13 protein-coding genes and 4 tRNA genes are annotated in these 14,716 nt (G+C 40.4%); 3 read left to right on the top strand and 14 right to left on the bottom strand.

Annotated elements, in window-relative coordinates:
• Nucleotides 1-61: 61 nt before the first annotated feature.
• From HXT55_RS01515 to HXT55_RS01505, 3 genes are all read right to left on the bottom strand, one after another.
• A complete protein-coding gene (locus HXT55_RS01515; RefSeq protein ID WP_421792287.1) occupies nt 62-3,274 on the bottom strand; it encodes a hypothetical protein in 3,213 nt (1,070 codons plus the stop codon).
• A 319-nt stretch (nt 3,275-3,593) separates the two neighbouring features.
• Nucleotides 3,594-3,680 (bottom strand) — tRNA-Ser (locus HXT55_RS01510).
• A 119-nt stretch (nt 3,681-3,799) separates the two neighbouring features.
• Nucleotides 3,800-4,738 (bottom strand): EamA family transporter, encoded by a 939-nt coding sequence (locus HXT55_RS01505; protein WP_004114330.1) that lies wholly within the window; start codon nt 4,736-4,738, stop codon nt 3,800-3,802.
• A 112-nt stretch (nt 4,739-4,850) separates the two neighbouring features.
• On the opposite strand from HXT55_RS01505, the gene dinB reads away from it, so the two are divergent.
• Complete coding sequence (dinB, locus tag HXT55_RS01500) at nt 4,851-6,185, top strand: DNA polymerase IV (RefSeq protein WP_004114328.1); 1,335 nt, start codon at nt 4,851-4,853, stop codon at nt 6,183-6,185.
• On the opposite strand, the gene fdxA is transcribed toward dinB, so the two are convergent.
• The 10 genes from fdxA to HXT55_RS01450 form a co-directional block, all read right to left on the bottom strand.
• Nucleotides 6,182-6,502 (bottom strand): ferredoxin, encoded by a 321-nt coding sequence (gene fdxA / locus HXT55_RS01495; protein ID WP_004114327.1) that lies wholly within the window; start codon nt 6,500-6,502, stop codon nt 6,182-6,184. The two genes, dinB and fdxA, sit on opposite strands and share 4 nt — an antisense overlap.
• A 181-nt stretch (nt 6,503-6,683) precedes the next feature.
• Nucleotides 6,684-8,294 (bottom strand): APC family permease, encoded by a 1,611-nt coding sequence (locus HXT55_RS01490; protein ID WP_415690781.1) that lies wholly within the window; start codon nt 8,292-8,294, stop codon nt 6,684-6,686.
• 213 nt (nt 8,295-8,507) lie between these two features.
• Nucleotides 8,508-9,791: an FAD-binding protein gene (locus HXT55_RS01485; protein WP_048730710.1), complete on the bottom strand. Its 1,284-nt coding sequence runs from the start codon at nt 9,789-9,791 to the stop codon at nt 8,508-8,510.
• An 88-nt stretch (nt 9,792-9,879) separates the two neighbouring features.
• Nucleotides 9,880-10,050, bottom strand: a complete 171-nt coding sequence (rpmG, locus tag HXT55_RS01480; protein WP_004114322.1) for a 50S ribosomal protein L33 — start codon at nt 10,048-10,050, stop codon at nt 9,880-9,882.
• A gap of 50 nt (nt 10,051-10,100) precedes the next feature.
• Nucleotides 10,101-10,174 (bottom strand) — tRNA-Met (locus HXT55_RS01475).
• Between the two features lie 4 nt (nt 10,175-10,178).
• Nucleotides 10,179-10,250: transfer RNA gene (locus HXT55_RS01470), tRNA-Thr, on the bottom strand.
• A gap of 1 nt (nt 10,251) precedes the next feature.
• Nucleotides 10,252-10,333 (bottom strand) — tRNA-Tyr (locus HXT55_RS01465).
• A gap of 128 nt (nt 10,334-10,461) precedes the next feature.
• Nucleotides 10,462-11,556, bottom strand: a complete 1,095-nt coding sequence (gene hisC / locus HXT55_RS01460) for a histidinol-phosphate transaminase (protein ID WP_421792284.1) — start codon at nt 11,554-11,556, stop codon at nt 10,462-10,464.
• A 148-nt stretch (nt 11,557-11,704) separates the two neighbouring features.
• Nucleotides 11,705-11,998 (bottom strand): co-chaperone GroES, encoded by a 294-nt coding sequence (gene groES / locus HXT55_RS01455; protein WP_004114319.1) that lies wholly within the window; start codon nt 11,996-11,998, stop codon nt 11,705-11,707.
• Between the two features lie 192 nt (nt 11,999-12,190).
• Entirely contained in the window at nt 12,191-13,234 is a 1,044-nt protein-coding gene (locus HXT55_RS01450; RefSeq protein WP_004114317.1) for a hypothetical protein, read from the bottom strand.
• Nucleotides 13,235-13,474: 240 nt separating this feature from the next.
• Between HXT55_RS01450 and HXT55_RS01445 the strand changes: the two genes are divergently transcribed.
• The gene (locus tag HXT55_RS01445) at nt 13,475-13,651 is read left to right on the top strand and encodes an FmdB family zinc ribbon protein (RefSeq protein ID WP_004114314.1); all 177 of its coding nucleotides are present in this window, start codon (nt 13,475-13,477) and stop codon (nt 13,649-13,651) included.
• Between the two features lie 171 nt (nt 13,652-13,822).
• On the top strand, nt 13,823-14,494 hold the full coding sequence (locus HXT55_RS01440) for a hypothetical protein (protein WP_014554343.1): 672 nt from the start codon (nt 13,823-13,825) through the stop codon (nt 14,492-14,494).
• A gap of 7 nt (nt 14,495-14,501) precedes the next feature.
• On the opposite strand, the gene HXT55_RS01435 is transcribed toward HXT55_RS01440, so the two are convergent.
• Nucleotides 14,502-14,705, bottom strand: coding sequence for a hypothetical protein (locus HXT55_RS01435; RefSeq protein WP_004114310.1), 204 nt, complete (start codon nt 14,703-14,705; stop codon nt 14,502-14,504).
• Nucleotides 14,706-14,716: the final 11 nt, after the last annotated feature.

Raw genomic sequence — 14,716 nt, 5'->3', positions numbered from 1 at the left:
TCTATAGAATAAATTATGCATATTATACAACGCAACAATTTTATTTGTATTTAATATTTTGTTAATATACAACGCGATATATATTTTTTCCCAAAACTATAGCACCAGCAATAAGTAATACTGCCATAGAAAGCATCAAGACACTCTCAATTTTTATACCAGCATTAAATAAAGATGTGGCACTTACAACACCTGCACGAGCATGCCTGCGCTTATTCCTTTTTGTATTTGTATACTCTGATTGGCTTTCTGCAAGAGACTCAGATCCTAAATCAGATGCTTCTTTTTTAGATTTATTATCATTCTGTTCATCAGTATTTAGGTTGGAAACCGCTGCAGAAGCTGTTCTCTTTGTTGTGCGACCATCTTTTTTATCACTATTCGTATTGCCTTTATGCACAGTTACACTACTACCAGAATCTTTCTTAGATGACTTATCTGCTTTATCACTGTGAACATTTTTGCTACTCAAATTCTCATTATCGGCATTTTCCGTATTCTCTGCATTCCCAGCATTATCTGATTTACCTGATTTACCTGCGTTTGTTTTATCTACTACGCCAGCATTATTTTCTTTATCACTTTTATCGACTTTGTTACTTTCATTATTCTTTTGCGAAGAACCGTTTACATTTGTATTATCACTATTAACAGCAGAATGAGAATCAGAACCACTCTGAGAACTATCTACATTAATATTGCTATTTTGTTTACCTTCAACATCACCAGTTTGCTTATGTTGTTTTTGCGAACCAGCATTTTGACCACCTTGATTCTGCGCAGTTTGGGTACTATTGCCTTGACTTTGTGTATTTTGATTAGTATTTGGCTGCGTATTTGACTGAGTATCTTGTTTATTATTTTGTTGCGCACCTTGATCATGAGAGTCTTGCTTATTGACTATATTGTCTACAACAGCGCCTCCAGCAGACGTTTTTGGATCTATCTCATTCTTAGTGACTTCACCAGATTCTTCTACTTTATTATCATTGTTGTTTACTTTATTATCATTGTTATTCGTAGATACGTTATCACTTTTATTACCACCATTCGGCTTAACGTCACCGCTCGGCTTAACGTCACCACTTGGTTTATTATTGCTCGGCTTTGCATCACCATCTGGCTTATTACCATTTGGTTTAACGTCACCACTTGGCTTACTTTCACCACTCGGCTTTGCGTCTCCACTTGGCTTTGCGTCTCCACTTGGCTTTGCGTCTCCACTTGGCTTGGCATCACCAGTATTACCTTCAGAATTATTATTTACTGTTTTATGCTCTTCTTTTTCTTGAGTAAATCTGCTTCTACTGTCTTCATCGTTAAACGCTGTTTTAAACGCTTCTGCTCTAGAAGAACCAGGGAAATCATATACAAACACATACATTCCACTTTCGCCCGAATTGCCAGACTTCAAATTAACAATATCGGCAACTTTCTTTCCAAGCTCTGACTCTTCTTTTTCATTACCCTTTTCACTATTGCCAACAGCACCACTATTACCAGCGCCATCCGCAGAATCTTCCTTTAGCATCACTTTTCCGTTAGCAATCGTATAAACGCCATTTCTAAGCGGAACTGACCATTCGCCAATTTTCTTGTGATTATCGTCTTCCTCAGGCTCTTTATCTGATTTTGGATTTAACTTACTCATAGACTCTTTATCAACAGTGCCATTTTCATACCCAATCCACCACAAGCGAACTTTCATATTTTCATCGCCATCAAATCCATACTCTTTATTGCCTTTAAACATTCCGTAATCTTTTGGCGCGCCACTAACAACAATCGTATCTGATACTTCATTTGAATCTTTATTTTTAGCATTTTTAACATGTTTTATGTTTACTTTTGCCATATGAGTTAAAGTAGATTGTGCTTTACCAAAACCTTCAATAAAATCACTAGAAACAAAATCTTTAACGTCATTATCTTGCTCGTTTTTAGCAATAGTCCAAACCCATGTACCAAATAGTCCAGCATCTTGTTCACCAACTTTATATTCTGTTGCTTTTTCAAGATTTTCTGGTTTCATATCTCCATTTGTTACATGAACAACTGTTTTAGCTTCTTCACCTGATTTAGTAAAGTAAACGTCACTTGCACCTACTTGTCTAATGCTAGAATCAGCGCGCAACTCTTTTATGTAGTCATCTACGCTACTACCCACTGCACGTTCTTTTAGAATATTTTCATACGATCCTACAAAGTAGTATCCGCGCGCACGAATCTTCTTATTTTCAATCCAAGGCTTATTCTCTTCGTTATTAACGCTACTTTTTACATTACCTTCTACAGAATCGCCTAGTTTTAACTTTTTAACTTCAGATTTTGATGTAACAGCTGGGTAAAAATCTCTATGCGCATCAATAGAAATCGAACTATCAATATTATATTTCACAGGAGATTGCGATAATCTAAGCAAGTAGCAACCGCTTTTTGTATCTCTTCTCTCCAAGTTTGGAAGATAATATTCGCCATTAATATCAACTTTGCCTTCTCCAGACGCAACCCAAACAAATTCATCTGAATAATCTTTGTCTGTACGTATAAAACCTTTGCGTTCTGCTTTTAATTCACTATTGTTGTAATAATAGTTATCTTTGAACATAATATTTCCATTCGATGCAGTTATTTTAAAATCAACACCGTCATCACCGTTATATGCTGTTCTTAGAACTCCTTCTGCTTTTACTTTTATTTCACCAGAACTGCCTGAAGTCCCATACAAATTTTCAAATGAAACTTTTGTAGGAATTTTGCTAGCAGCTTCATTCCAAAGTTCATCAGCTTTAGCAGCTATTTCACTAAAATCTTTAGTACTGGTGAACGAATGCTGTTTCGCATTATTCCATTTGTCTTTATCTTCAAAATGTTCATGAATAGCATAAGCAATTGCGACTCTGTCTCTATAGTCACCGCGCCAATACTTTCCATTAACGCTCAGTTTTATCATCATTGCAGCAATCGCAACATCACGATTATTTACTACAGGACCCCAAGAAGTATCTGCAAACGCGTTTCCAGACTCATGAAGATCAACGCAATATGTAATGTCGTCATTAACTGAATACAATCCTTTATAGTCACCTTCAGCTCCGCAACCAGAGTAATTGCTTATATACGTAGGAATATCGTCAAACGCATATGCTCCGCTAATTACACCATTTCCAACAACAATTGCAATAGTCGCCAGCAACGCTGTCAGTAAAGAGAACATTCGCGTGCGCTTATTGCGTAAAAAGATTGGAATCTTTTTACATCCATGTTTTCCCATATCAACTCCTTAAACGTTGTTTTCTCTTACGTGACAAACGTTTTGCTAGCCACGATGAACGAAAAATCGCTCATGCTCTAACTATGATTTAGGGATTTAATTATGTAAATAAAAATCTATCAATGTGGTTAAAGCCTATTTTAAAGGCGACTTATCCACAGAGTTATCCACAATTCTTGCGGTTGCTGGCGACTATCCAATGAGGAACAGGGGTTATAGCCCAAAATATCCCAAGGAAAAAAATTGTAATTACGGGAATCTACCCAAAACGCAAAAAGCTCTAAATCACTGAAAAATCAACGATTTAGAGCTAAAACCGCGGAGTCAGAGAGATTCGAACTCTCGAGCCGCTTACACGACTAACACCTTAGCAGGGTGCCCCTATCGGCCACTCAGGCATGACTCCACTTTGTAGCTATTCAAGATAGCAACAGATTCAGACTATATCACCTCTTGAGGACGTGCACAATGCTTCAGCGACACACCAAACACACAAAAGTGGATTGAATAGCCAAACAGCAAAATTTATGCAGGATTATGGTCTCCCGAAAATGTAATCGCAACAGCCAACATAACTAGAGCCATTCCACAAACATCAATCCAAGTTGGCACTTCTCCAAATCCCATTCCAACAACTGCAGCAATAGCAGGATATAAAGCCTGCATAACAGAATATCTTGCCGAAGACACGCGCTTTAAAAGAACTTGATCCAACAGCGTAGGAATAAAAGATGCGCATATCGCAATAACAACCATCAAAGCTAAAAGCTTTATAGAACCGCCAGACTGTGCAGCCCAAGTAGCTCCTGGCTTAGGGTATATAACATGAGAAATCGCAGGAACTGCAAGTACGCTAGACTGCAACAACCATCCAATTAAAATAGCTACACTAACTCTGTCTATAGCATTAGAACCTCTAGCCAACATTCGCCCAGAGACAATATACATTCCCCACATGGATCCGCCAATAAGAATTGCAACTAATCCAACAAGAAAATGCGGACTTTCATTAGAACCCATAGAAGCGCTTGCAAGAAGCACGATTCCACACGCGGCAATAACTATACCAATGCGCTCACGCCACGTTTTACCTGTTATAACAGCAACCATAAGCGGTCCTACAAACTCGATAGTAACTGCGACCCCCACAGCCATACAGCTAATAGCTAAATAGAACATGGTGTTCATAAGAACAACGGAAATTCCTACTGCAACAACAATTAACCATTCTTTTAACGTTTTAGGCAAAGAATTGTGCGCGCGTTTTTTGTGCGAAAAAGGTCTTCTCCAAGCAAGTAAAAACAAAGTCATAAATCCAACGCGATACCACACAGAATACAACGGATCGAGCTGACTAAACGCGACTTTCGCTATTGATGTTGCTAAATAAACCATCGCCGCTTCTACAACAACAATCAGCAAAACAGGCATGCGATTTAGCGCGTTCACTATGATTTGTTTCATACAGCATACCCTACACGGCAGTAGTTATATTTGCATATTTTGACTATATTTTTCGTAAAATTTATTGCGACACACTATAGATAAAATCGAACGTTTGTTCTACCATAAATCCATGAGCACAGCACCTCGAGTTACAGCAGCTAAACGCGACTGGGGGCATGACACGTCTGGTTGCACAATACTTCATATCGATATGGATGCGTTTTACGCATCACTCGAGGTGGCGCGTAATCCTAGGTTACTTGGTAAACCTGTGATTATTGGTACAGGCTCGCGCTCCGTAGTTTCGGCAGCCAGCTACGAGGCACGTAAGTATGGCGTGAATTCAGCTATGCCTACAGCGCGAGCACGAAGCTTGTGCCCTAATGGCATTTTCTTGCCGGTAGATATGCCATACTACGTTTCCATTTCATCTAGGATTTTTAAGGAGGTTTTTTCAAAAATCACAGATAGGGTTGAACGAGTCTCTGTAGACGAATGTTATATGGATGTTAACTCCGCACTTTTACGCTGGCATTCGCCTATTGTTATAGGCGAATGGATACGAAGCGAAGTCGCGCGTAAGTTTCATATCACCTGCTCAGTGGGAATAGCATCCAATAAATTAATAGCAAAAATGGCATCAACAAATGCAAAGCCAAATGGAATGCTGGTTGTCCCCCAGAACCGCAACGCTGACTTTGTGTCAATAATGCCATTACGAGCAATACCAGGAATTGGACCAGCTCTGGCAAAAAAGCTAGCAGCATGGGGAATAAATAGTATAGAAACACTAAGAAATATAGATGAAAAGACTCTGGAACGAATTGCTGGCTCTAAGATTGTTGCACAAATGCTTTATAACACTTCGCGCGGAATCGATAATCGGCAGGTCATGCCCCATGTTCCAGAAAAATCCATTGGTACAGAACAAACTCTCAATTCTGACACCACGGATATTGCAGCAGTGAAAAACCTGATCAGGCACTGCTGCAATGACGTGGCGCAAGAACTACGCAAACGCAATATGGCAACCAAAACTGTCACGTTAAAGCTACGATTCAGCGATTTGCACTATGTTACTAGATCTAAAACGTTAAGAAACGCAACGGATTCTTCCCATGAATTATATAAGCACGTTGACTCATTGTTAATGGATGCAGACCCTATAGTACACAATCATAAATTAGGCGGAAATAATATTTGCTTATTAAGCCCAGTTAGGCTGGCAGGAGTAAGCGCTAGTAATCTTGTGAAATGCAGCAAAACTTTCATTCAGCCAACTATTAATGACATTCTTGAAGAAAGCAAAAGAGAAACCGTAATAAACAACGATACATACAAAAATTCAACATCAATTAGAGAAAACGCAGTAAAAAATACTTATGCACGAATAAGTCACGCAGAACATGTTTTAGATGCTGTAAGAGAAAAATATGGAAACAATGCGGCGCAACTAGGTATTTAAGCATCTCTTTTAGGAAGAGCAGCTACACGATCTTCATCCCAGCCAGATGGACCAGCTTCTTGCGCTCCACCTAAATCACCAAGTTTGTTAAAGTACTCTACTGCAGCGTCTTTATACCATTCCCACTCTTCTGGAACATCGTCCTCGTAGAAAATGGCTTCTACAGGACAAGCTGGTTCACAAGCACCACAATCAACACATTCATTAGGGTTTATATAAAGCGTACGATCGCCTTCATAAATGCAATCAACAGGGCACTCGTCAACACAAGCTTTATCCTTAACGTCAACACAAGGTTCTGCAATAACATAAGGCATAACAAACGCCCCCCCTTCTGCATTCTTTTGCTCTAATGAAACAATTTAACTTTTCTATTATAGTGCAAACACGGCGCGCAAAACTAATTGAGTCGACACGCGTAAAACCGCATGCCGACTCAACGTGATTAGAATCAATAAATCTAAAAATAAGATAATATCTTAATTCAAGATTTTATAATCAATTATTACCTGTCTCTTGAGCAGCTTCTGCACGAGCCTGGTCTTCAGATTCTCCCTGAGCCATCTTTTCAGCTGCAACAGCATCTTGAACAAACAAGGTTTCTACTGGAACACCAAGCTTCTTAGCCTTGCGTAACTGCCTTCCAAGCAAAGAATTGCGGTAGGAATAGCCGAAGTACACTGCAAAGCCAATCGCGAGCCAAATCGCAAAACGAATCCATGTAAGCACGGAAAGGTTTAGCATAAGCCAGAATGTAGAAAGCGCAGCGAAAATAGGCAAAACTGGATTCCATGGAACCATAAAGGATCGATGCAAATCTGGTCTACGCATACGCATAATTGGAACACCAGCAGAAACGAGCAAGAATGCAGAAAGCGTACCGATATTCACCATATCAGAAAGAATTCCAATATCTAATGTAGAAGCGATTATAGCAACTACAATGCCAGAAACAATCTGAATACGTGCAGGAATGCCGCGTTTGCTAACCTTAGAGAAGCTACGAGGAAGAAGACCATCGCGGCTCACAGCAAACACGATACGCGTAAGACCAAGAAGAAGAACCATAACAACAGTTGTTAAGCCGATTACAATGCCAAGAGAAATAATCTTTGCTGCCCAAGTTGCGCCTACAAGCTCAAAGCTTGTAGAAAGAGAAGGAGCCTCTTGCTTAGCCAAATCCTTGTACGAAACCATGCCAGTTGTAACAACAGCAACAAGAATGTAAAGAACAGTCACAATCAAAAGACCAAGACCAATGCCCTTAGGAATGTTCTTGTGTGGGTCCTTAGTTTCTTCTGCCGTAGTTGCAACAACGTCGAATCCAATAAATGCAAAGAACACAAGTGCTGCGCCAGAAAGAATACCAGTAACACCGTAAACAGCTGGCTGCATGCCAGTAAGCCATTGCCAAAGCGGCTGGCTCATTGTGCCAGAAACGTGGATTCCCTTAACGCTAGCAACATCTGTTGCAGGTGGAACGAATGGAGTGAAGTTAGAAGCCTTAATGTAGAAGAATCCAACAACAACAACGAACAGAACAATACCAATCTTCAAGATTGTTAAAGCGCCATCAAAACGAGCAGAAAGCTTTGTTCCAACAACAAGCATAATCGTAAAGAATGCAACGATAACTACTGGAGCAAAATCGAAAGTAAAATTACCCAGCTTTACAGAAGTAGATACATTAAGACCAAACAAGTGCATTAAATCGTTAAGATAAACGCCCCAATATTTGGCTATAACGGATCCTGCCATAAGCATTTCCAGAATCATATCCCAACCAATAATCCAAGCAATAAGCTCGCCTACTGTGGTATACGTAAAGGTGTATGCAGAACCAGCAACAGGAATCATCGAAGCAAACTCAGCGTAGCACATTGCAGCCGTTCCGCAAACAATACCAGCGATGATAAAGCTAATAATAACTGCAGGACCTGCGTGGAACGCTGCAGCCTGAGCGCCAACGGAGAAGATGCCAGCACCAACAGCCACAGCTACTCCCATAACTGCCAAATCCCATGCATTTAACGTACGCTTAAGATGGCGATCACCATCCATTGTTTCTGCAATAGTCTGTTCAACAGACTTTTTTCTCCATATTTGCATAATCCAACCTTCTCTAAAACTACGTCTAAAACATTCCATATAAGGGTATATATGTTATTAATAGCAAAAAATACAGTTCAACACACATTAAGTGCCATCAAACAATAATTTTTACGATATTAAAAGAGCATAGTACTGTGTTCAGCGGAAAATCACAACATAAATCGCGATTTATTATGTTAAATTATGCTAAATTTGTGTTAACAACTTACATTAACAATCTAAGTTAATGCCGATTAGAACAGGCTCTGGAACAAGTTTTACGCCAAAAGAATCATAAACACCATCTATGATTTTGCGCGCTAAATCAACAATATCTTTGCATTTTGCGTTATTGCGATTGGTCAATGCCAAAGTATGCAAAGAAGACAACCCAGCTTCACTTTTTATACCATTGTTTTGCGTAAGCCTAAATCCTTTATGGAATCCTGCATGATCAATAAGCCATGCGGCAGAAGTCTTAACACCCTTAGATCCATCTGGCAAAGTGGCGTCAAATCGCGGAGCGCCTTCTGGAAGCAAATCTGCCTGAGATTCTGTCAAAATCGGATTCATAAAGAAACTTCCACAACTATGACGATCGGCATACTTAGAATCGCCGTCTAACAAATCTCCACAAACATAGTCTTCATTTTGAAGACTAATCGCAGACTCAACACCGCTCTCGCTTTTTGCGTAGCACATCCACTTATTTGCGTAACGCATAGCATCTTCAAGCATGCCCTTAGACGCTCTAACGCGCAAAACTTCGCGACGAATCTTAGATGTTTCCATCCTATCGCCAACTTGCACGCCAAGCGCGTGAGCAAGCTGAGAATGAGCCACAACACCCGTTTTTGAATGCTTTAAGCAAAAAGTAACAGATAAAACAACATATCTAGGCGTTGGGAAGAAGCAATCGGCAGCAACACCAGGCGCCTTATACATGCTTTTTTTAAGAACAGACGTGCGATATCCAAACTTAAGATCCGCAAGATTCATATAAAAAGTTGTTTTATCTTTACGATCCCAAACTTCTACACATTCAACGCTTTGCGCCACTTCCGCACCATATGCGCCAATGTTTTGCACAACAGATGCCCCAACAGTTCCAGGAATACCAGATAGCGCTTCTACTCCTTCTAAGCCAAGCTGAATCGTATGCGATACAAAATCATCCCAATTGCATCCTGCTTCTGCACTAACGTGAACTAAACAATCTCCACTATCCTTATCAACGCCATCTTCGCTAGGAGCCGCCTCATCTAAAACACAAATTTCACGCCGAGCATCGCGCACAACAACTCCGTTAAACAACTCGTCGCTAACGAGCATGTTAGATCCACCACCAATAACACACAATGGCAATCCCGCACAATCGGCATCTTCTACAGCTTCAATAACAGCCACCCTGCTATTAGGCTCTACAAAACGAGCAATACTACCCCCAACCCCAATTGTTGTAAGGTCTGCGAAAGTTGGATTATCAGATTTCGATAAGGATGATTGCATACTCATATGCCTAATCCTAACAGCACTAAATAACAAAAAACCCCGCAAAACGCGGGGTAAATAAAGCTACAAAACTTCGCCGAAGCTCACTCGCTTAGCGAGTCTCGCGATGGAGAGTATGCTTGCCGCAACGTGGGCAGAACTTGCTCAACTCGAGACGATCAGGCGTATTACGACGATTCTTCGTCGTGATGTAATTACGCTCCTTGCACTCCGTGCATGCAAGCGTAATGCCTGGACGGATGTCTGCGCTCTTACTTGCCATTTCGTTCACCTCTAGAATGTTGTGTGTTGACCAACTCCTGCTGGCCATTGTAGCGAGGAAGAGACTCGAACTCTTGACCTTACGATTATGAGTCGTACGCTCTAGCCAGCTGAGCTACCCCGCCAGAGAGCCTCGAGTGAGAATCGGACTCACGACCTCTTCCTTACCAAGGAAGTGCTCTACCACTGAGCTATCGAGGCGTGGCGGGTAGTGGATTTGAACCACTGAAGCACGAAGCAACTGATTTACAGTCAGTCCCATTTGGCCGCTCTGGTAACCCGCCAATGTTTCCGAACGGAGAAGAATATCTCCAAACGGCAACTTTGTTATTTTGCCACGAACGCGAGACTAATGCAAGATTAAGACACGCCGAAAGGCAAAAACCGCATCTAAATGCAGTCAAAAATATGATTATTTAAGCGCAAAACCATCTTTCTTTAAAGACTCGCATATTTTAAGAACACGGTCATTTGCTTCTGTTTCCGCAATTGTTATGCGAATACCTTCTCCAGCAAAAGCTCGCACAGAAAGACCTGCATCAACAAAACGCTGATTAGCTCGCTCTGTGTCTTCACCAAACGGCATCCAGAAGAAGTTTGCATACGGCTCGGCAATATTCCACCCTTGTTCACGCAAACCGCTTACAACGCGATTACGCTCCTTAACAAGCGCATCTACGCGATTGCTCATCTCTACAAGCGCTTGAGGTTCCAAAGAGGCAATGGCAGCCACTTGTGCAATTTGGCTTACTCCAAATGGAACAGCCACTTTTCTCATGCCGTCTACAACATCTGCAGCGCCAATAGCGTATCCAATGCGCAAGCCAGCTAAACCGTATGCCTTAGAGAATGTTTGAGCAACAACAACGTTTGGATATTCGCGGTAAAGTTGCATGCCATCTGCCGTGCCTTTTGCGTTGTTAAATTGCACATACGCTTCGTCAATAAGCACCAAAACGTCGCTTGGTACAGCATCCAAAACCTTTCTAGCATCCTCATCAGAAAGTTGCGCGGATGTAGGATTGTTTGGATTGTTCAAAATAACAAGACGCGTGCGCTCATTAATTGCATCAATCATTGCGTCCACATCGTGCGACCCATCTGCGCGATTAGGAATTTTAACGCTTGTAGCACCAGCACCCGTAACAATAATTGGATATGCCTCAAAGCTTCTCCAAGGGTATATAACTTCGTCTCCAGGACCAGCGACTAAGTCTACGAGCTGCGTAATAACCTCTGTGGAGCCGCAGCCAAGCACAACTTCATTGGGAGTAACGCTAAACTTTTTAGCTAACTCTTCTACAACTTCTGTTCCACGCATATTTGGGTAACGATTAATAACACCAAGCGCGCGGTTAGAAATAGCGTCTTTTACGCTTTCTAACGGCTCAAATGGGTTTTCGTTGCTCGAAATCTTATATGCGCGAATGCCGTCTAATGCGGGCGCTGGTTTGCCTTGCTTGTAATTTGGCAAACTATCTAGAATACTGCGGTGTTTGTAATCCATGATTTTATAATAGTCGCGTCTTAAACAAATTAAGCAAAAACGCTGAAAACAGCGGCGAACCGTTATTTTCAGCGTTAAATAGATTCAAATATTATTTGATTAATTACAAGCGATTAGCAAAGCAATCAAGCAAACAATTAATCAAAAATCAGCCAAGGATTGCAAGAACGTCACGAGACGAAACAATTAAATAATCTTCGCCTTCGTAATGAACTTCTGTGCCGCCATACTTGGAGTAAAGAACCTTGTCTCCAACTTTAACGTCCATAGGAATGCGCTCACCCTTGTCGTCGCGACGACCTGGTCCAACAGCCAATACTTCGCCCTGTTGTGGCTTTTCCTTAGCGTTATCTGGAATATACAAGCCAGAAGCAGTTTGAGTTTCTGCCTGAGCTTGCTTAACAATAATCTTATCTTCCAACGGTGTGAGCTTAATCGACACTGTCGCCACCTCTTTCTTAAGAGAAATGTAACTATTCGCACAAATAATATTGACGAGGCTGACGATCACGTCAAAACTATCGCGCACTGTGATTTATAATAGCGCGTTTTTAGCACTCTACCAACTAGAGTGCTAAAATTTTGGAAAATTTTTTAAAAATATGTGTATTTTAATCTACTTTTAAACTTATTTTCATGCGGTGCGACGAGCTAAAACATCTCGCAAATCAGCTTTTCCTAATGAATCTTCAGTAATAACTGGTGGTTCCACATTATTATCGGAAGCTTCTTTAGTAGAAAGCGGTTTTTTAGCTGAAATTGCCTTAGCAACCTGCTTAGTGGACTTTATTTCCAAGCTTAACGGACCATTATTCTTGTCATTTGAAGAAGATTCTGTAGAATCAGACCCAAACGAGAAAGATATTAAATCTTGATGAGATTCAGACGAATCAGACGCGCCAGAAGAATAAGATACATCAGGCAAAGACGATGACTGATTACCAGCAGATACATAACCATTAGCATTCTGCGAATTGACGCGTTCTAAAGCCATACTAATTTCACGCTGCTGCATAACAGAAGTTTCTGTATTGTCTTGAGTATTCGACGAATATTGTGTAACAGAACCTGATGAATAATTTTGATACTCTTCTTCATGAGCTACAACAGAATTGACAATTGCGTCAAAAACTGGTTCCACAATAGATTCACTAGATTCGCCATAACCTTTTTTACCATAGTTTTGCGGCACTCCAGCAGATTTGTTATAAGCAGCAACGCGCGCTTCCCAATCTCGCGCATGCTTTGCCGCAATAGAGCCAAAGTAAAGAACTGTTGACACCATAGCGAATGGTATAAGAGCGAACCAAGCAGAATATAATCCAGACAAACCAGCTACAAGAACCACAAGTGTCAAGAAAACAAGCGAAAAAACCAAAATACGGCGACGACGAACCGCAGCGCGACGAAGAGCACGAATACGAGCCACATGTTGCGGAGTAAAATTATCTCTTAACACCTTTGACTTATTGCTCTTATTTTTAGTGTTCTTATTTTTATTCGATCGCTTCTCTGACGGTTGCATTCCAACCCCTTTCGCCATCGCACCACTACACTCATGGAACAGCGAGGCACTACGCTCATCCACAATATGCAGCGAAGGTGAATACCTATCTTCGCTGTGTTCCAACATTGACTTCATGCTGTTAACAGTGCGCTTAGGCAACCAACCAAACATTAAGGCTATGATGATGATTAATACAATTAACGCACTCACCGATTCATAACCCATACGTATAAATATAAAGTGCGTTACGGATGTGAAGAGCCAAAATCAATTCGGCGTGTCGCAATTATAGGAATTATTACATTAAATTTTTACAAATTACTGCATCTTTTTGCATATATTTTAAGTCATCTTTCATGCGGTGCGGGAATGAGCTAGGATATGTGATGGAAATAAAGATCGGAGGAACCGTTGCCTACTTATCATTACCGTTGCAAGCAATGTGGATATGATTTTTCGGAATATCAATCGTTTGAAGATGACCCAATTACAGTGTGTCCAAAATGCGGAAAACCAGAACTTCGTAAGGTGTTTTCTGCGCCACCAATCAATTTTAAAGGTAGCGGATTTTATCGCACTGATAAATAATTTTTCAAGCAGGTACAAACAATTTGTGGAAATGTGCATAAACAATTTCGCTTATTAACCAATTTGTGGAAAAGTGTATAAAAATCATCTGATTTACAATAGAAAATAACCTTTAACCACATTGACAAAAATATCTTGTAGAAGCATCACCTTTTATTAGATGATGCTTCTATGAGCATGATATCAATATTAAAAAACACATCTAGCACGCATGATGCGCACGAAAATCAAGTGCCAGCCATGCTTTTAAAACGCAGGCAGAAAGCACTTTTGTTAAATGCGCTTACCATATTTTTTATTAGCGTTGCAACACTTATTGCAATAAATATGATTACGAGCTGTCAAGAAACGCAAATCATACCTGTAGCAATTAGAGATATATCTAAAGGCACTCTTATTAAACAAGATGATTTGTCTTATGTTAACGTGCCCAAAAACAGTGTTTTTAATCATGTTATTAACAAAGATTTGATCAAAAATGCTATTATCGCAACCTGCAATATCAAATATGGTATGCCTATCTTTACTAGTCAGATTACGCAACAAGCAAAAATTCCACCAGGATTCACAACGATTTCAATAAAACTGGCAAGCAACAACCAAGATTTAAACATTGGAGAAAATATTTCGATAGCATTTAGCAAAGTTTCAAGAGGAGATCACAACGAGAATGACATTGTTCAAGAAAATAAAAACATTTCTTTTATCCACGACGTAATAGTAGTCAAAACAGGCAATTCATCTCAAAACGCGTTACTAGCCATGCCTGCAGAGTCTGCATTACAGATAATAAATACACAATCTATTATTCCAAACCTTGCGGTTATTGCAATACGAGGATAAAACAGCTTTACCTACCACGTTCACTAAAAACTGCCCAATGAGGAGGAAGCTCGCCAAGAATACGATTATCGTCATCTTTAGAGCGCTGGTCTAAAGTCTGAAAATCCGAAGGCTCCAGCTTAACGCCATCAGCATCAAAAAGCTCAGAGCCTTTACGAACTACTCGATTATGTGTTCTAGAACATCTGCGATTGGGATTATAGTCACTCACTTATAGTCACT

It is taken from the genome of Gardnerella sp. KA00718 (genome assembly GCF_049244285.1).
Taxonomy (GTDB): domain Bacteria; phylum Actinomycetota; class Actinomycetes; order Actinomycetales; family Bifidobacteriaceae; genus Bifidobacterium; species Bifidobacterium vaginale.
Note: the sequence above shows the minus strand (reverse complement) of the source record. Positions and strands in the feature narration are given on the sequence as shown.

Bases quoted from the DNA above. Each gene is read 5' to 3' on its own strand.
- HXT55_RS01490 (WP_415690781.1), bottom strand. From the start codon at position 8,294: ATGCAAATATGGAGAAAAAAGTCTGTTGAACAGACTATTGCAGAAACA.
- dinB (WP_004114328.1), top strand. From the start codon at position 4,851: ATGAGCACAGCACCTCGAGTTACAGCAGCTAAACGCGACTGGGGGCAT.
- hisC (WP_421792284.1), bottom strand. From the start codon at position 11,556: ATGGATTACAAACACCGCAGTATTCTAGATAGTTTGCCAAATTACAAG.
- HXT55_RS01440 (WP_014554343.1), top strand. From the start codon at position 13,823: ATGAGCATGATATCAATATTAAAAAACACATCTAGCACGCATGATGCG.
- rpmG (WP_004114322.1), bottom strand. From the start codon at position 10,050: ATGGCAAGTAAGAGCGCAGACATCCGTCCAGGCATTACGCTTGCATGC.
- fdxA (WP_004114327.1), bottom strand. From the start codon at position 6,502: ATGCCTTATGTTATTGCAGAACCTTGTGTTGACGTTAAGGATAAAGCT.
- HXT55_RS01515 (WP_421792287.1), bottom strand. From the start codon at position 3,274: ATGGGAAAACATGGATGTAAAAAGATTCCAATCTTTTTACGCAATAAG.
- HXT55_RS01505 (WP_004114330.1), bottom strand. From the start codon at position 4,738: ATGAAACAAATCATAGTGAACGCGCTAAATCGCATGCCTGTTTTGCTG.
- HXT55_RS01450 (WP_004114317.1), bottom strand. From the start codon at position 13,234: ATGTTTGGTTGGTTGCCTAAGCGCACTGTTAACAGCATGAAGTCAATG.
- HXT55_RS01485 (WP_048730710.1), bottom strand. From the start codon at position 9,791: ATGAGTATGCAATCATCCTTATCGAAATCTGATAATCCAACTTTCGCA.